9 protein-coding genes are annotated in these 17,628 nt (G+C 70.6%); 3 read left to right on the forward strand and 6 right to left on the reverse strand.

The genetic code is table 11. The annotated features are described in order from the left end of the window. The first annotated feature begins 215 nt into the window (after positions 1-215). The 3 genes from HHX37_RS38010 to HHX37_RS37375 all read left to right on the forward strand — a co-directional run bounded on the left by HHX37_RS38010 (position 216) and on the right by HHX37_RS37375 (position 10,410). A complete protein-coding gene (locus HHX37_RS38010) occupies positions 216-4,961 on the forward strand; it encodes a ThuA domain-containing protein (RefSeq protein WP_182887908.1) in 4,746 nt (1,581 codons plus the stop codon). A 194-nt stretch (positions 4,962-5,155) separates the two neighbouring features. After that, positions 5,156-6,919, forward strand: coding sequence for a discoidin domain-containing protein (locus HHX37_RS33015; protein WP_182887909.1), 1,764 nt, complete (start codon positions 5,156-5,158; stop codon positions 6,917-6,919). Positions 6,920-6,936: 17 nt separating this feature from the next. Continuing rightward, positions 6,937-10,410 carry a discoidin domain-containing protein gene (locus HHX37_RS37375; protein WP_182887910.1) on the forward strand — a complete coding sequence of 1,158 codons (3,474 nt, stop codon included), beginning with the start codon at positions 6,937-6,939 and terminating at the stop codon, positions 10,408-10,410. A gap of 8 nt (positions 10,411-10,418) precedes the next feature. Here HHX37_RS37375 and HHX37_RS33025 read toward each other — a convergent pair whose 3' ends face one another. The 6 genes from HHX37_RS33025 to HHX37_RS33050 form a co-directional block, all read right to left on the reverse strand. Next, positions 10,419-11,354, reverse strand: a complete 936-nt coding sequence (locus HHX37_RS33025) for an MBL fold metallo-hydrolase (RefSeq protein ID WP_310740649.1) — start codon at positions 11,352-11,354, stop codon at positions 10,419-10,421. Between the two features lie 94 nt (positions 11,355-11,448). Then, positions 11,449-12,927: an ATP-binding protein gene (locus HHX37_RS33030; RefSeq protein ID WP_310740650.1), complete on the reverse strand. Its 1,479-nt coding sequence runs from the start codon at positions 12,925-12,927 to the stop codon at positions 11,449-11,451. A 188-nt stretch (positions 12,928-13,115) separates the two neighbouring features. Then, positions 13,116-13,619, reverse strand: a complete 504-nt coding sequence (locus HHX37_RS33035) for a CGNR zinc finger domain-containing protein (protein WP_182887911.1) — start codon at positions 13,617-13,619, stop codon at positions 13,116-13,118. A gap of 9 nt (positions 13,620-13,628) precedes the next feature. Continuing rightward, positions 13,629-15,074 (reverse strand): MFS transporter, encoded by a 1,446-nt coding sequence (locus tag HHX37_RS33040; RefSeq protein ID WP_182887912.1) that lies wholly within the window; start codon positions 15,072-15,074, stop codon positions 13,629-13,631. 51 nt (positions 15,075-15,125) lie between these two features. Next, a complete protein-coding gene (locus HHX37_RS33045; protein WP_182882603.1) occupies positions 15,126-16,736 on the reverse strand; it encodes an FAD-binding oxidoreductase in 1,611 nt (536 codons plus the stop codon). A gap of 110 nt (positions 16,737-16,846) precedes the next feature. Next, the gene (locus tag HHX37_RS33050; RefSeq protein ID WP_182882602.1) at positions 16,847-17,521 is read right to left on the reverse strand and encodes a GPR1/FUN34/YaaH family transporter; all 675 of its coding nucleotides are present in this window, start codon (positions 17,519-17,521) and stop codon (positions 16,847-16,849) included. Between the last annotated feature and the right edge of the window lie 107 nt (positions 17,522-17,628).

Consider the following 17,628-nt stretch of genomic DNA (forward strand, 5'->3'; position numbering starts at 1 on the left):
GCCACAGGCCGGTCGTGATGATCTCGTCCGCCATCCACGGAACTTTCGTCACAAGGTAACGAAAGCTCAGCAGTTTTGCCAAAACTATCTTCACAATTCCCCAAAAGGGGCTTACCTTCGGGGCGAATCACCGCTACGCGGCCGGTTTGTGAAGCGAACGCGTGCCCACGACCGTGCAGCCGGCCCGCACCGCACCAAGGAAAGGGAGGTCCGCCATGCCCCCCAGGTGGCCGACCGATCGCGCCAGAAAACGGATCGCGCAGACCTGCGCCCTACTCCTGGCCTTCACGGGCCTGACCGTGCTCGCCCCGGCCGCGCCAGCGCAGGCGGCGCCCGTCGACGCCGCCGACTACCAGCGCGTGGAGCTGGCCAGGGGCGTCGCCGAGATGGGCGAGCCGATGACGATGACCGTGCTGCCCGACCTGTCGGTGCTGCACACCGCTCGCGAGGGCGTGCTGCGGCGCACCGACGCGCGCGGCGACACCACCGTGGTCGGCACGCTGAACGTCTACTCCCACGACGAAGAAGGGCTTCAGGGAGTCGCCGCCGACCCGGGCTTCGCGACGAACCGGTTCATCTACCTCTACTACGCTCCCCGTCTCGACACCCCCGACGGAGACGCCCCGGCCACCGCGTCCGACTTCTCGGCCTGGAAGGGCGTGAACCGGCTGTCGAGGTTCACCGTCAAGCCCGACTGGACGCTGGACAAGGCCAGCGAGGTCAAGATCCTCGATGTGCCGGCCGACCGCGGCATCTGCTGCCATGTGGGCGGCGACATGGACTTCGACGCCGCCGGCAACCTCTACCTGTCGACCGGCGACGACAGCAACCCCTTCGACTCGTCGGGCTACGCCCCGATCGACGAGCGGCCCGACCGCAACCCGGCGTACGACGCCCAGCGCAGCGCGGGCAACACCGACGACCTGCGCGGCAAGATCCTTCGCATCAAGGTCAAGCCGGACGGGACCTACGACATTCCCGAGGGCAACCTGTTCCCTGCGGGCACCCCGAACGCCCGGCCCGAGATCTACGCGATGGGCTTCCGCAACCCGTTCCGGCTGAGCGTCGACAAGGCCACCGGCGTCGTCTACGTCGGCGACTACGGCCCCGACGCTGGCAGCACCGACCCCAACCGCGGGCCGAGCGGCCAGGTCGAGTTCAACCGGGTCGCCCGCCCCGGCAACTACGGCTGGCCCTACTGCACGGGCACCAACACGCCGGTCGAGACCTACAACGCGTTCACCTTCCCCTCCGGACCCTCCGGGGCGAAGTACGACTGTGCCGGCGGCCCGGTCAACGCCTCTCCACGCAACACCGGCCGGCGCACGCTGCCGCCCGCCCAGCCCGCGTGGATCAGGTACGGCGGCGACGCCGGCTCCCCGCCCGAGTTCGGCGGCGGCTCCGAGTCCCCCATGGGCGGGCCGGTCTACCACTACGACGCCGCGCTCAACTCCGCGGTCAAGTTCCCGCAGGACCTGGACGGCCACCTGTTCGCCGGCGAGTTCGGCCGCAGGTGGATCAAGGCGATCGACGTGCAGGCCGACGGGACGCGCGGCGACATCACCGACTTCCCGTGGACCGGCACGCAGGTGATGGACCTGGCGTTCGGCCCGGACGGCGCGCTGTACGTGCTCGACTACGGCACCGGCTACTTCAACGGCGACGCCAACTCGGCGTTGTATCGCTTCGAGTACGTCAAGGGCCGTGACCGTTCCCCGGTCGCGGTGGCCAAGGCCGACAAGACCTCGGGCAGGACGCCGCTCACAGTCACATTCTCCTCGGCCGGCTCCGCCGACCCCGAGGGCGCGACGCTCACGTACTCCTGGGACTTCGGCGACGGCACCACCTCCACCGAGGCGAATCCGGTCAAGACGTACGACAAGGACGGCACGTACACCGCGACGCTCACGGTGCGCGACCCCGCGGGCAACAGCGGCAGCGCCAGCGTGGTCGTCACGGCGGGCAACACCGCGCCGACCGTGACCATCGAGACTCCCACGGCGGGCAGCCTGTTCCAGTGGGGCGACTCGGTCCCCTTCACGATCAAGGTCACCGACCCTGAGGACGGCGACGTCGACTGCACGAAGGTCAAGATGACCTACGTGCTGGGCCACGACAGCCACGGCCACCAGATCAGCTCGAAGAACGGCTGCTCCGGCGAGCTGACCATCCCGGTCGACGGCGAGCACGACGACGCGGCGAACATCTTCGCGGTGTTCGACGCCGAGTACACCGACAAGGGCGGGCTGACCACCCACACCCAGCACATCCTGCAGCCGCGGCACCGCCAGGCCGAGCACTACGGGGCGTCCTCCGGCGTCAACCCGATCAGCAAGTCGCAGGCGCACGGCGGCAAGACCGTAGGCGACGTCAACAACGGCGACTGGATCTCCTTCAAGCCCTACGAGCTGAGCAAGGCCAAGGGAATCGCCGCCCGCGTCTCGTCCGGCGGGAAGGGCGGCACCATCGAGGTCCGCACGGGATCGCCGACCGGCACCCTGCTGGGCAAGGTGAGCGTGCCCGTCACCGGAGGCTGGGAGACGTTCACCGACGTCTCCGCGCCGCTGTCGAACGCCCCGGCGGGGACGACCGAGCTCTTCCTGCTCTTCAAGGGCAACGACGGCGCGCTGTTCGACGTGGACGACTTCACGCTGACGGCCGAGCCGCCCGCGGGCGGAAGCCCGGGACCGATCGTCAACGCCGGCGGCCTGTGCCTCGACGTTGCGAACGCCGACCCGGCCAACGGCACCAACGTGCAGCTCTACCAGTGCAACGGCACCGGAGCCCAGGTCTGGAGCGTCGACGGCTCCACGCTCCGATCGCTCGGCAAGTGCCTCGACGTGTCCAACGGCGGCACCGCCGACGGCACGCGGGTGCAGATCTGGGACTGCGTCGCCAATGTCGGCGCGCAGGTCTGGACCATCGGGACGGACGGCACGATCAAGAACCCGCAGTCCGGCAAGTGCCTCGACGGCTCGAACACCGGACAGATGGTCATCAAGACCTGTGACGGCGGCAACGCGCAGAAGTGGACGACCTCGACGACCTCGGGCGACGGCGCCGAGGGCGAGGTCCTGGTCTTCTCGCGTACGGCCGGCTTCCGGCACGACTCGATCCCGGCCGGCATCCAGGCCATCAAGGACCTGGGCTTCAAGGTCACCGCGACCGAGGACCCGGCCGTCTTCACCGCCCAGAACCTGGCCAAGTACAAGGCCGTGGTGTTCCTCAGCACGACGGGCGACGTGCTGAACGACGCCCAGCAGGCGGCCTTCGAGTCGTACGTCAAGGCGGGCGGCGGCTACGTGGGCATCCACGCGGCGGCCGACACCGAGTATGACTGGCCGTTCTACGGCGGCCTGGTCGGGGCGTGGTTCGCCTCGCACCCCGCCGTCCAGCAGGCGACCGTGAAGGTGGAGGACCGGGCCCACCCGGCGACCGCCCACCTCGGGCCGACGTGGACCCGCACCGACGAGTGGTACGACTACCGCTCCAACGCCCGCACCACCGCCCACGTGCTGGCCTCGCTCGACGAGAAGTCGTACTCGGGCGGCAAGATGGGCGAGGACCACCCGATCGCCTGGTGCAAGGAGTATCAGGGCGGCCGGTCGTTCTACACGGGCGGCGGGCACACGGCGTCCTCGTTCTCCGAGCCGGAGTTCCGGCAGCACCTGCTCGGCGGCATCAGGTACGCCATGGGCGACCTCAAGGCCGACTGCCGTCCCGAGACCGGCTACACGACGCTCTACGACGGCGACACCACCGGCTGGCAGCAGGCCGGGCCCGGCGGATTCACGAACGCCGACGGCACCCTGACCTCGCACGGCGGCCTGGGGCTGTTCTGGTACAAGGCGAAGGAGTTCCACTCCTACTCGCTCAAGCTCGACTGGAAGATGCGCGGCGACGACAACGCGGGCGTCTTCGTGGGCTTCCCCGCCTCGGACGACCCGTGGTCGGCGGTCGACAACGGCTACGAGATCCAGATCGACGCCACGGACGCCCCGGAGAAGACGACCGGGTCGGTCTACGGCTTCCAGTCGGCGGACCTCAAGGCCAGGGACGCCGCGCTCAACCCGCCGGGGCAGTGGAACACCTACGAACTCCGGGTGGAGGGTGAGCGCCTGCAGATCTTCCTCAACGGCGTGAAGATCAACGACTTCGTCAACACCGACCCGAAGCGGTCCCTCCAGCAGGGCTACGTGGGCATCCAGAACCACGGCGACGGCGACGAGGTGGCGTTCCGGAACATCCGCGTCAAGGAGCTCGACCCGGCGGAGGGCGACGTCACCGTCCAGGCCGAGAGCTGGACCGAGGCGAACGGCGTCGACACCTACCCCCACGCCCCCGCGCACGGCGGCACCGTGCTCGGGTACGTCAACCCCGGCGACTGGGCGGCGTACGACGGCGTGGACCTCACCGGCGTCACCCGGTTCACCGCCCGGGTGGCCTCGCCCACCCCGAGCGGCGGCTTCGAGATCCGGACCGACTCTCCGACCGGCCCGGTGCTCGGCAGCGTCACCGTGCCGAACACCGGTGGCTGGGAGTCGTACGCGGACGTCTCCACGGAGCTCACGAACGTGCCCTCCGGGAGCGTGAAGCTCTACCTGGTGTTCACCGGGGCCGACTTCGACGTGGACGACTTCACCCTCGTCCGCGGCAAGGACGACTCTCCGAAGGTCGAGCTGACCGTCACCGCCTCCTCCCGCTGCATCGGCGCCTCGGCGTACCTGGCGGTCACGGCCGTCAACAACGGTGATGTGCCGGCGACCGTGGAGCTGACCACTCCGTACGGTTCCAAGACCGTGGCCGGCGTGGCCCCGGGCAAGCAGGCCTACCAGTCCTTCAACACCCGGGCCGCCCAGATCGACGCCGGCACGGTGACCGTCAAGGGCACCGCGACGATCGGCGGCGAGCAGGTCGCCACGTCCTACGACGCGGCCTACACCGCGGCCGGCTGCCGCTGAGCACAACCCGGGGCCGGCCGGCCGACCAGCCGGCCGGCCCCGGCCTCGTACGACCCGGTGGTTTACCCGCTGCTTTCCAAGGGAGTCAAGATCATTCCATCGCATACTAAATTCAAGTATTGACCTAAGTTTCGAAGGCGATCATTCTCTGGTCAGAGCTCTCCCCGTTCACCCCCCGAAGAGAGATCGCCATCATGCGAAAGCGTTCGACGATCCATCGCACGCGCCGCGCTCTGACGGCCGTGCTCAGCGCGCTGGTCCTGGTCGTGGCCTGCGTCGTCGCAGCGACGGCCGGGTCCGGGCCGGCGCACGCCGCGCCCGTCCTGCTGTCGCAGGGCAAGGCCGCGACGGCCTCGTCCACGGAGAACGCCGGCACACCGGCGTCGGCCGCCGTCGACGGGAACACCGGCACCCGGTGGTCCAGCGCGTTCGGCGACCCGCAGTGGCTCCAGGTGGACCTCGGGACCACCGCGACGCTGAGCCAGGTCACCCTGAACTGGGAGGCCGCCTACGCCAGGTCGTTCAAGATCCAGGTGTCGGCCGACGGTTCGGCCTGGACCGACGTCTACTCCACCACGAGCGGTGCGGGCGGCACACAGACCCTCGCCGTGACCGGCTCGGGGCGGTACGTCCGCCTCTACGGCACCGCCCGCGCCACCGCGTACGGCTACTCTCTGTGGGAGTTCCAGGTCTACGGCACCACGTCGAGCAGCGGGTGCGGCACGGCCGACGCGGCCCAGGGCAGGCCCGCGACCGCCTCGTCCACCGAGAACGCGTCCACCCCGGCGTCGGCCGCCGTCGACGGGAACACCGGCACCCGGTGGTCCAGCGCGTTCGGCGACCCGCAGTGGCTCCAGGTGGACCTCGGGTCGGCCAGGACGATCTGCAAGGTCGTCCTGACGTGGGAGGCGGCCTACGCCACGGCCTTCAGGATCCAGGTGTCCGACAACGCCACCACCTGGACCGACGTCTACAGCACGACCACCGGCACCGGCGGCACGCAGACTCTCGACGTCACCGGCTCGGGCCGCTACGTCCGCCTCTACGGCACCGCCCGCGCCACCGCGTACGGCTACTCGCTGTGGAGCTTCACCGTGAACACCACGGGCGGCTCGACCGACCCGACGACACCGCCGCCCGACGCCTTCTGGGGCGACACCGCGAGCATCCCGGCGGCCAGGAACGTCGTCATGGTCAAGATTCTCAACCGGACCAACGGCCAGTACCCCGACTCGCAGGTCTACTGGAGCTACAACGGCCAGGTCCACTCCATCGCCGAGCAGCCCTACTTCGACATGCCGGCCAACACGGCGGGCCGGATGTACTTCTACCTCGGCTCCCCCAACAGCCAGTACTACGACTTCATCGAGTTCACCGTCGGGCCGTCGGTGTTCAACGGCAACACGACCCGGGTGGACGCGTTCGGCCTGAAGCTCGCGATGCGCCTGCACGCCCGCGACGGCTACGACGTGGCGGTCGGCGAGGACTACGCCACCTTCGCGGAGTCCCGCGCGGCGACCTTCCAGCGGTTCATCGACGAGGTGCCCGCCGAGTTCAAGCAACTGGCCCAGGTGCAGGCGCCGTACCGCATCCCGGCCCCGGGCAGCGCGTCGATCTTCCAGCCCGGCGGGGCGTACGCGAACTACTTCACCGGCTATGCCGCCCAGCAGGGCGTGACGGCGACGACCTCGCAGGTCACCGGGTGCGCCGGACCGCTCGCCGAGGCCCCGAAGATGTGCGCGGCGCTGAACCGGCACGTCGCCGGGCTGTCCGACGCCCAGCAGTCGGACGCGGCGAACTACTACAAGGCCGCCCCGGCGAACTACTACGCGAAGTTCTGGCACGACCACGCCATCGGCAAGCTCGCCTACGGCTTCCCCTACGACGACTACGCGGGCCGGTCCTCGTTCATCTCGCACGGCGACCCGCAGTGGCTGCTGGTCGCGGTCGGCTGGTAGCGCAGGGAGGAGACGCCATGAAGCACACCATTCCGCTCCGGCGCGGGCTCCCTCTCGTCCTGGCGGTGGCGCTGGCGCTGCTCGCGAGCGTCGTCGCCGGGCCCGCCCACGCCGCGCCCGTCCTGCTGTCGCAGGGCAGGACCGCGACGGCCTCGTCCACGGAGAACGCCGGCACACCGGCGTCGGCCGCCGTCGACGGGAACACCGGCACCCGCTGGTCCAGCGCGTTCGGCGACCCGCAGTGGCTCCAGGTGGACCTCGGCACAACGGCGACGCTGAGCCAGGTCACCCTCAACTGGGAGGCCGCCTACGCCACCTCGTTCAAGATCCAGGTGTCGGCCGACGCCGCCACCTGGACCGACGTCTACTCCACGACCACCGGCGCCGGCGGCGTACAGAACCTCAACGTGACCGGCTCCGGCCGGTACGTCCGGGTCTACGGCACCGCCCGCGCCACCGGCTACGGCTACTCACTGTGGGAGTTCCAGGTCTACGGCACCACCGGTACGTCCTCGGGCTGCACCGGCCCCAACAGCGCGCTGAACCGGCCCGCGACCGCTTCGTCCACCGAGAACGCCGGGACGCCCGCGTCCGCGGCCGTGGACGGCGACCCCGGCACCCGCTGGTCGAGCGCCGCCGCCGACCCGCAGTGGCTCCAGGTGGACCTCGGCTCGGCCAGGACGATCTGCAAGGTCGTCCTGACGTGGGAGGCGGCCTACGCCACGGCCTTCAAGGTCCAGGTGTCCGACAACGCCACCACCTGGACCGACGTCTACAGCACGACCACCGGCACCGGCGGCACGCAGACCCTCGACGTCACCGGCTCGGGCCGCTACGTCCGCCTCTACGGCACCGCCCGCGCCACCGGCTACGGCTACTCCCTGTGGGAGTTCGGCGTCCACACCAGCGGCGGCACCACCGACCCGCCGCCGAGCGGGACGCCGATCTCGGCGTACAAGCAGGTGACGGCCTCGTCCTGGGAGGGCGGCAACGCTCCGGCGGCGGCGCTCGACGGGCGGACGACGACCCGCTGGTCGAGCCAGTACTCCGACGACCAGTGGCTGCGGGTCGACCTCGGCGGCGCCGGGCACGTCACCGGTGTCACGCTCAACTGGGAGTCGGCGTACGCCACGGCTTACCGGATCGAGGTGTCCGCCAACGGCACCTCGTGGACGCCGATCCACACCACGACCAGCGGCAGGGGCGGCGTCGAGAACCTGAACGTCACCGGCGACGGCCGCTACGTCCGCTTCGTCGGCACGGCCCGCGCGACGGGCTACGGATACTCGCTGTGGGAGTTCCAGGTCTTCGGCACCGTGGACACGGCGGCCACGACCGCTCCCCTGCTGTCCCCGCCCACCAAGGCCCCGGCGACCACCGGCCAGTTCGCGCTGTCCGCCCCCGCCGACAAGGCCATGATCACCGATACCCGGCGGCCCGCGCTCTCCTGGGCGGCCGTCTCCGGCGCGGTGCGCTACGAGGTCTGGCTGAACGTCAGCCGCACCGACTACGACTTCACCGCCTCGGGCAACCTGATCGACCTCTACACCAAGGTCGCCGAGCCGACCGGCACGAGCTACACGCCCACCTGGGACATCCCCGACCGGTGGACGTACAGGTGGTACGTCGTCGCGGTGAGCGGGTCGGGCGCGAGGACGACGTCGAACATCCGCGCCTTCAGCCTCTACCTGCCCGACATCGAGCAGGTCGCCGACGGCGTCCCGATCGTCAACGGCGCCCGCGACCTCAACAAGAACGGCACGATCGAGCCGTACGAGAACTGGCGGCTGCCCGTCGAAACCCGCGTCAACGACCTTCTCGGCAGGATGACCCCCGAGGAGAAGGCGTACCAGATGTTCTACAACGCCCAGACCTACCCGCTCTCGGGCTGGCACTTCGGCCCGGCGTTGCCGAACGACCTGCACGCCGTCCTGCTGGGCGCGTCCGGGACCCGGCTCGGCATCCCGCCGGTCTCGGCGGGCGACACCATCGCCGGATACCAGACCACCTATCCCCTGCAGAGCGCGCTCGCGGCGGGCAAGGACTACGCGCTCGACTACAAGCTCGGCGACACGCAGCGCCGCGAGGAGCTGGAGGTCGGGGCGCGTGGCGTGCTCGGCCCGCTCGCCGAGGTCGGCACCAAGGTCCTCTACCCCCGCATCCAGGAGGGCAACGGCGAGAACGCCGACGTCGCGGCCGCCCAGGTCCGCGCGCTGGTGGCCGGGCTCCAGGGCGGCCCCGAGCTCAACCCCGCGTCCGTGCTGGCGACCGTCAAGCACTGGCCGGGCGAGGGCGCGGGCGGCGAGGCCGGGATCACCTACGACGCGGTGACGATCAAGTACCACATGATCCCGTTCAGGGCCGCGATGGAGGCCGGCGCGGTCAACATCATGCCGGGCTACGCCGGGAGCTCCTACCTCGACCCGGGCGGCTCGGGCGCGGGCGACAGCAAGCCGATCCTCGACTACCTGCGGGGCAACCTCGGCTACACCGGCCTCATCACCACCGACTGGCTGCCATCCTCGGTCTGGGTGAAGGCCGCGAACGCCGGCTCCGACGTGATGGGCGGGGCCGACCCCGGAGCCACCGGGTTCACGATGGCGACCTTCCTGGCAGGTGTCCCGATCGCGCGGATCAACGACGCGGTGACCCGGATCCTGCGCCTGAAGTTCACGCTCGGCGTGTTCGAGCACCCGTACGGCGACCCGGTGAACGGTCCCTACCGCTTCCACCAGCCGTCGTACGTCGCGCTCGCCAACCAGGCCGCCCGGGAGTCCATCACGCTGCTCAAGAACAACGGCGTGCTGCCGGTGAAGCTCAAGGCGGGCGACAACGTCGTGGTCGCCGGTCCGCGGGCCACCGACGGATCGGCCTGCTGCATCTGGACGAGCTTCTTCCACCAGGAGTACGGCTCGCAGACGTTGCTGGACGCGGTCAAGGCGCGGGCGGCCACCGCGGGCGTCAACGTCTACCAGGACACCGGGCCTTCGCCCAAGCTCGCGATCGTGGCGGTCGGCGAGCCGACCTACACGCACGCCACCGCCTGGGTGAAGGAGCAACCCCAGTTGCCCGCCGACCAGCTGGCCGTCATCCAGAACTTCAAGAACCAGGGCGTTCCGGTGGTCGTCGTGCTGACCCTCCCCCGGCCCATCGTCATCAGCGAGTGGAACGGCCTGGCCGACGCCATCGTGGTGACGTACCGGGGCGGTGAGGAGGTCGGCCCGGCCACGGCGAGCCTCCTGTTCGGCGACTACACACCGCGCGGACGCCTGCCGTGGCAGCTCCCACGCGGCCTCGACCAGATCCTCAAGCCGGGCGGCGGCGACGTGCTCGCCGACGCCGTCGAGGACTGGAACCTCCCCTACGACCTGGGCGCGACCGCCGCCCAGCGGTCGGAGATCCGGGCCCGCATCGACGCGGGCCAGACCGTCCCCACCACCTACGGCAACCCCCTCTATCCGTACGGCGCCGGTTTGCAGGGCTGGTCGTGACGCCCGCGTCAGACTGACGTGGGCAGCGGCCCGCCGTGCCAGGTCACGGCGTCGCCCATGGCGGCGAGGAGATCCACCTCGCCGCCTTCGGCCTCGGCGTAGGCACGGTGCAGGTTGAGCACCAGGCGCTCGGCGTCCGCCCATCCGGCGAACTCGCCCAGGTCCGCCGCCTGCGCGGCGGCCAGCGGGGTGAGCCCGTTCTCACGTCCCGTCCGGGCGACGTCGAGGACGAACCGGTAGTACCGCTCGTGCGCGGCCAGGACCTCCGGCAGCTCGGAGGCGGTGGCGAGCGGCCCGTGTCCCGGCACGACGTGCTCGGGCTCGAAGGCCGCCAGCCAGTCCAGCGACCGCAACGCGCCCTCAAGCGAGCCCATCAGCACCAGCGGCGTGAGCCCGTTGAACAGCAGGTCCCCGGCGAACAGCACCCGTTCTCCGGGAAGCCACGCCACCACGTCCCCGGGGGTGTGGGCGGCGTGGCCGGGGTGCCGCAACTCGACGCGGCGCGCCCCGAGATGGACGGTCAGCTCGGAGGTGAACACCACCGACGGCGGGCGGCGCGTCACGTGTCCCCAGTCGGGCACCGGCGTCCAGGCCGGCGGGCAGCCGTCGATGATCGGATCGGCCAGCAACGCCTCTCGCATCGCCGCGTGCCCGAAGACGACCGTGTCGTCCGGGAGCAGGCTGTTTCCGTAGCAGTGGTCCCCGTGCTGGTGGGTGTTCACCGCCATCCGGACCGGGGCGTCGCCGGTCGCCTCGGCGACCGCGCCGAGGAACCGCCGGGTGCGCGCCTCGGTCGCGCAGGTGTCGACGATCAGCACGCCGCCGTCGCCTGCCACGGCTCCGGCGTTGTTCACCCACCAGGTGCCGTCCGGCTGCACCCAGGCGAAGATCCCCGGCCCCACCTCGTGCAGCCCCGCCCCGTCGGCCCGCTCCACCACACTCACGCTTCCTCTCACCGGCGTCCTACCCACGGGACCCTACCGACGTAGGAACTCGCGGTGGGCGCGCCCAGACCCGGTCACGCCGGGCCGAGCCGGGTCAGCTCCGGCCGTACAGGGCCGGCAGGTCGACGAGGTGGACGTCGGACGACGTGGCCGCCTCGGCATGCGCCTTGTCGTTGAATCCACTGCCGCTGAAGCAGAGCAGACGGGTGTCCGTGGTGTCGTAGCGGCCCGTCCGGGCGATCAGGTCGCGAAGGTGCCGGAGCCGTTCGATGTGGGCGGCTCCCATCGTGTCGTTCCACTTGGCTTCGCCGATGGCCAGCAGCGGCGCCTTGCCGCCGTCGGCGATGCCGACCACGGCCACGTCGACCTCGTGGCCGGTCCTGGCCTTGGGGTCGTGGACCACCCCGTGGCCGACGCGGGCGGGCAGGCCGCCGAAGAGGTCGGGATCGGCGTGGTGCAGCGACCAGTCGCGGCAGATCTGCTCGAAGTGGGGGCCGAGGACGTTGCTGACGAAGCGGCGGCGGCTGGCCTGCCAGACCCGCCCGGCGCTGCCGGGCCGCTCCAGCTGGTCCCAGACCGGGCGCATGATGGCATGGTAGAAGCGGATCAACGGCTCGGAGATGCGGTAGGTGGCGCGGTTGTCCCGGAACGCGTCCGCGTCGCGGTGCAGCAGGCCGGCGTTCTCCAGCACGTTGATCGGATGCGCGATGTCCGTCGCCCTGCGCTCCAGATAGCCGGCCACTCCCCCGCGCGTCGCGTTGCCGTCGGCGACGGCCGCCAGGACGGACAGGTACAGGGCGCTGTCGCGCAGGTCGGGCTCCTCGGCGAGGAGGTAGCGGGCCTCCCGGAAGAGAGGCGTCTCTGGGTTGAGCACCGTGCGGATCACCCAGTCGTCGAAGTCCTCCGGTCCCGACGGCGTGTCACCGCGCGCGAACTCGCGACGATAGGCGGGGGTGCCGCCGACGACCGCGTTGACCTTCAGAGCCAGCGCGGGATCGGAGATCTCCCAGAACTCGGCGGCGAGGCGGTGGTCCAGTGGGCGGACGAGCATCTCCAGCCCCGCCCGCCCGCGCAGCGGGGCGTTGCCGGACAGCAACCGGCCCATGAAGGAAAGGGCCGAACCACACAGCAGCAACCGGGTGCGTGACCGGGTCCGCTGGCCCCGCATGGGCCGGAACGCCTCCTGGAGAAGGGACGGCAGTTCCGGGTTGGCCCGCGCGAGGTAGGGGAACTCGTCGATGACGACGGGGATCGGCCGCTCGGCGCCGAGGGCGAGCAGCGCGTCCAAAGCCTCCGACCAGTCGGCGAAGTGATAGGGGACGGCGGGCCGGACGTGGGCGGTGAGCGCGGCGCTCAACCAGCGCAGGGACTCGGCGTTCGCCGCCTCGGTCGCGGCGAAGTAGAAGCCGCCCGCGGCACGGCAGGCGGCGTCCAGCAGGAAGGTCTTGCCCTGGCGGCGCCGCCCGGAGACCACGCCTAGGGTGGCGCCGGGCTGCTCGTCGGTGATGAACCGCCGCAGCGCCGACCACTCGTAGTCACGGTCGAACATCTCGGCCGGCTTGTCCACATCCACCCCCGCGCTTATAGGACTACAGTTTATATAACTGTAGTCCTATAAGCATGCGGGTCTTCGTCAGTAGGGTAGGACGCGGCCGGAGGGGGTGCGCAGATCCAGGTCGGCGGGCCTGGGGCGGCGTCGCTTGGCCGTGATCCTGGTCGTGGTCCTGGTTGTGGTCGTGGTCGTGACGGCTTTCGGGCGTCTCATGGGCTGCCTCTCAGCACCGTGAGCACCGCGCCCGCGGATGGGCCCGGGGAAGCGCCCGGGGATGCGGCCGGCGGGCGGGAGCACCGGGTGCGGGTGCCGTCGCGTGAGCCGTCCCAGAAGACCCAGCCGCACCGCCGGTCGGGGCAGCGTTTCAGGCGCGGCCACTCCCCGCCGGCGGTGGTGGCGAGCCAGGCCCGGGCGATGGCGGCGAGCGGGTCGTCGGAGCGGAGCGCGAGGCCGTCCAGGACGGCGTGCGCCGCGGCCATCGACCGGCGGTCCGGCTGCTCGCCGTCGGCGAGCAGCCGGGCCCGCAGGCCCTGCCGCAGGGTGCGGGCGCGGGCCAGGTCGTGCGGCGTGACGTGGGCGGGCAGCCCCTGCGCGGCCAGCCAGGCGCGCATGCCCTCCACGCTCTCCAGGAGGTCGGCGCCGCGTTCGACGTCGATCGTGTTCGCGAACGACTCCAGGAGCCTGGTCTCCTCAAGCGGTTCCCGGTAGCTCATCTCGGGCTCTCAGGAGGTCCGGGACCTGCCGATGAGCAGGGCGGCGAGCAGCGCCGCCACGGCGAAGCCCGCACCTGTCAGGAAGGTCGCCTGCATGCCCTGGCTGAACACGTACCCGTCGAGGGCGGCCTTGGACAGACCGGCCGGCGGGTGCTCGGTGGCGCGGGTGCTCGCCGCGGTGGCGATGACCACGATCACGGCGAGGGCGAGGGAGGACCCGACGTTCTGGACCATGCTCACCACGCTGGAGGCCGCGCCGGCGTCCTCGCTCTCCACGCCCGAGGTGGCGCGGCTGAACGCGGGGATGATCGCCATGGCGACCCCGGCCCCGACGAGCACCAGCGAGGGCAGCACACCGGTCCAGTAGCCGTCGCCGATGTCCATCCGCAGCAGCCAGGCGTTGGAGATCAGCAGCAGCACCGCGCCGATCAGCACGACCATCCGTCCGCCGATCCTGGGTTCGAGGCGGACGGCGAGGCTCGCCGCGCCGGTCATGCCGACGGAGACGGCCAGGAAGGCGAACGCGGTGGTCAGGGTGTCGTAGCCGAGGACGATCTGGAAGTACTGGCTCAGGTAGAAGAACAGGCCGATCTGCGCGCCCGGCGTGATCATGAGCACCAGATAGGCCCCGACGCGGCTCCGGTCGGTGAACAGCCCAAGGTCGAGCAGCGGCTGCCTGGCCCGGCGGCTGATCAGCACGAACAGCGCGAGGAGCACCAGGCCGGCCACGACGGAGCCGATGACCCAGCCGTTGAGCCAGTCACCACCCTGCGAGGTGGTGAGCCCGTAGACGATCGCGACGACGCCCAGGGTGGCGCTCAGCGCACCCGCGAAGTCGAACCGCCCGGGGCGGCGCGGGGTCTCCTCGATCACCATCGGGCCCAGCACCAGGAGGACGAGGCCGAAGACCGCGCTGGGCAGCAGCACCACGCGCCAGGAACTGATCGTGCCGAGCAGCCCCACCAGCATCAGTCCGACGGCGGCGCCCGCGCCGCCCGCGATCGTGTACGCGCTGATGGCCCGGCGGCGCAGCGGGCCCTCCTCGAACATGCTGACGATCAGGGCCAGCACGCACGGTGTGGCCAGCGCCGCGCCCACGCCCTGGGCCCCCCGGGCGGCGATGACCAACCAGGCGTCCGGAGCGATCGCGCGCACCAGGCAGCCCGCGGTGTAGAAGGCCACGCCGGCGACGAACACCCGGCGCTTGCCGAGGATGTCGCCGGCCCTGCCGCCGAGCAGCAGCAGGCCTCCGTACGGGAGGAGGTAGGCGTTCACGACCCAGGAGAGCTGGGTCTGGGACATCTCGAGTGCCTGGCCGATACCGGCCAGCGAGATGCTGATCACCATCTCGTCGACCATGATGAGCGCCCAGAAGGCCACCACGACGGACAGGGCGATCAGGCTCTTGCCCCTGATTCCGTCGGGGACGGTCCGGGTTGACGGATGAGTGAGCATGGAGATCCTCCGGCTCCGGATTCGCGCCGCGGGCGCGTGGTGTGCTTTGTGCTAGGAGGGCAGGCCGATGGACAGGCCGTGCCGGAAGACGTTGCGCGGGTCGTACTGCCTCTTGATCCGCTGCAGTCTTGGGTAGTTGTCGCGGTAGTAGAGCGCGTGCCAGGGAGTGCCGGAGGTGTTCCACGCCGGGTCGGCCAGGTCCCTGTCGGGGTAGTTGATGAACGCCCCGCCGTTGACGGCGTTCGGCACGGGCACCCCGCCGGTGTCCTGGTAGAGCTCCCGGTAGAGGTTCCGGATCCAGGCCATGTTGGCCTCGTCCTCGTACGAGCTGCTCCAGCCGCCCGCGGTGAAGTAGACCCGCAGGACGGAGTCGCGGTGGACGGCGGCGGTCGCGCCGGACGCCACGCTGTTGATCCGCCCGCCGAAGCCGGTGATGTTCACCAGGGCGTTGGGGTTGTAGTAGGAGTCGTCGCTGAGATGCCGGTAGAGCGTCGCGATCTGCGCGGGGGTGTAGCTGCGGCGCAGGTCGGCGGTCTTGTTCTTCTGGCGGCCCGCGGGGTCGCTGACCCAGTTGCGGGGGTCGAGCCAGGGGGTGGTCTCCTGGACGTCGACCATCGGTTCGACGCCGACCCCGGAGGTGACGGCGGCGAAGTGGGCGTCCAGCAGGGCCTGGCCGCCCGACACCGACTCGTCCACGCCCGCCAGCAGCATCAGCGTCCCGGCCGAACGGTGGTTGGTGGTGAGCGTGCCCCACAGGTTGACCGCCGGGCTGCCCGGTGCGCTGTTGTTCTGGTACCAGGTGCAGTAGTTGCCGACCAGGGTGGTGAAGGCCTGCTCGGTCATCGCGTCCCACGACCACATCAGCAGGCGGGCCCGCTGGTTGCCGATCCGGGGCAGGAGCCTGGTGGGGTCGGTGGACGTCACGCCCGGCGTCCTGAACCAGTAGCGGGTGACGATGCCGAAGTTGCCCGCGCCGCCGCCGGTGTGCGCCCAGAACAGGTCGCGGTTGGGGTCGGACGGGCTGTCCGTGGCGACGATGACGCGGGGCCTGCCCGAGGCGTCGACGGTGACGACCTCGACCGCGTTCAGGTGGTCGACGCTGAGGCCGTGCTTGCGGGAGAAGAAGCCGTAGCCGCCGCCGGGGATGTGCCCTCCGATGCCGACGGTCGCGCAACCGGTGAAGGGGATCATCACGCCCCAGCCCTTGAAGAGGGTCTCGGCCACCTCGCCGACGAGGGCGCCGGGCTCCACTGCGAAGGCCCCGCGACGCGCGTCGTGGTAGACCGCCGTCATCTGGGACAGGTCGACGACCGCCTTGATGTCGGAGGTGGTGGTGAAGTCCTCCATGCAGTGGCCGCCGGAGCGGGCGACCAGCCGCTTGCCCGCCGCCACGGCCGCGCCGACCGCGTCCACGACCTGCTCCGCCGAGCCCACCACCGTCACCTGGTCGGGGGCGCCGGTGAAGCGCATGTTGTGCCCGCTGCGCATGCTGTCGAAGCGGGGATCGCCGGGCTTGACGACGAAGGGGCCGAACTCGGGCACGCACCGGGTGCCGGTGGTTCCCGCGGACGCCGGTGTGCTGCCCAGGGCGACCCCCGAGGCCAGGCCGGCCCCGGCCGCCGCCGCGCCGGCCAGGAATCCCCGGCGGTTGTATACGGTCACGCTTTCCACTCCTCAATCAGCGAATTACCCGACCTCGGCGGGCGCCTTCTCCGACGCCCGCCAGATCGAGTGGTTTCGTTTTTTCCAGACCGTACTACTTCGAGCCGGTTTCAGCTCTTGAACGGCTTGCCCACCGGGAACTGCCTGCCGCCGAGGAAGCTGTTCAGTGTGCTGGCGAACAGGTACATGCCGATCAGCGGCATCGAGAAAATCGCGATGATGCCGAAGGGGAGGATCCACGGGTCACCCGCGGCACCGGGCCGCGCCACGCTGACGGCGATGAACAGCGTCAGCAGCGAGAAGTCGATGACGAGGAACAGCAGCCCGAAGATCTTCGGAAGCCGGAGCGTGGTGAGGGTCACCACGGTCATGAGCCCGAGCCAGACCAGGATGAAGTTGGCCTGGGCGCCGCGCTGCGCGGGCTCGGGGAGCTGACCGAACCAGCTGTTGACGAGGCCGAACACGAGCATCGAGAAGCTCAGCCAAAAAGCACCGAACAGGCCGAACATGGTCGCCTGCCAGCCGTCGCCGCGGCGGGCCGCCCAGACCGTGGCGCCGATGAGGAGCACGCCGCAGAGGGACATGATCGGCAGCGGGGCGGCGAGCGTGCTGGGGATGGTGACCTGGTTGAAACCGGTCAGGAACAGGGCCAGCGCGAACGCCGCGGTGGCGAAGGCGGGGTACCCGAGGAGACCCGGGTCGGCGGTCGCCGGCTGCTTTCCGGCGCTGGCCCGCTCCGTCGAGTGGTTGAGGTCGGGGAGTACGGGGATTTCGGTGGCGGTCATAGGACTCTCCGGTCGCCGGGATTCTGGCGTCGTGAACGTATTCGCGGTGGATATCCAGTGCCGTATCAATCCGCTCTCGCCCGCCGGGCCCGCCTCTCAGACCGCTC

It is taken from the genome of Microbispora sp. H10885, from assembly GCF_014161415.1.
In the GTDB taxonomy this organism is placed as follows: domain Bacteria; phylum Actinomycetota; class Actinomycetes; order Streptosporangiales; family Streptosporangiaceae; genus Microbispora; species Microbispora triticiradicis.

Excerpts from the sequence above, each read along its gene's own strand:
- HHX37_RS33050 (WP_182882602.1), bottom strand. The coding sequence starts at position 17,521 with ATGACCGCCACCGAAATCCCCGTACTCCCCGACCTCAACCACTCGACG.
- HHX37_RS37375 (WP_182887910.1), top strand. The coding sequence starts at position 6,937 with ATGAAGCACACCATTCCGCTCCGGCGCGGGCTCCCTCTCGTCCTGGCG.
- HHX37_RS38010 (WP_182887908.1), top strand. The coding sequence starts at position 216 with ATGCCCCCCAGGTGGCCGACCGATCGCGCCAGAAAACGGATCGCGCAG.
- HHX37_RS33035 (WP_182887911.1), bottom strand. The coding sequence starts at position 13,619 with ATGAGCTACCGGGAACCGCTTGAGGAGACCAGGCTCCTGGAGTCGTTC.
- HHX37_RS33040 (WP_182887912.1), bottom strand. The coding sequence starts at position 15,074 with ATGCTCACTCATCCGTCAACCCGGACCGTCCCCGACGGAATCAGGGGC.
- HHX37_RS33015 (WP_182887909.1), top strand. The coding sequence starts at position 5,156 with ATGCGAAAGCGTTCGACGATCCATCGCACGCGCCGCGCTCTGACGGCC.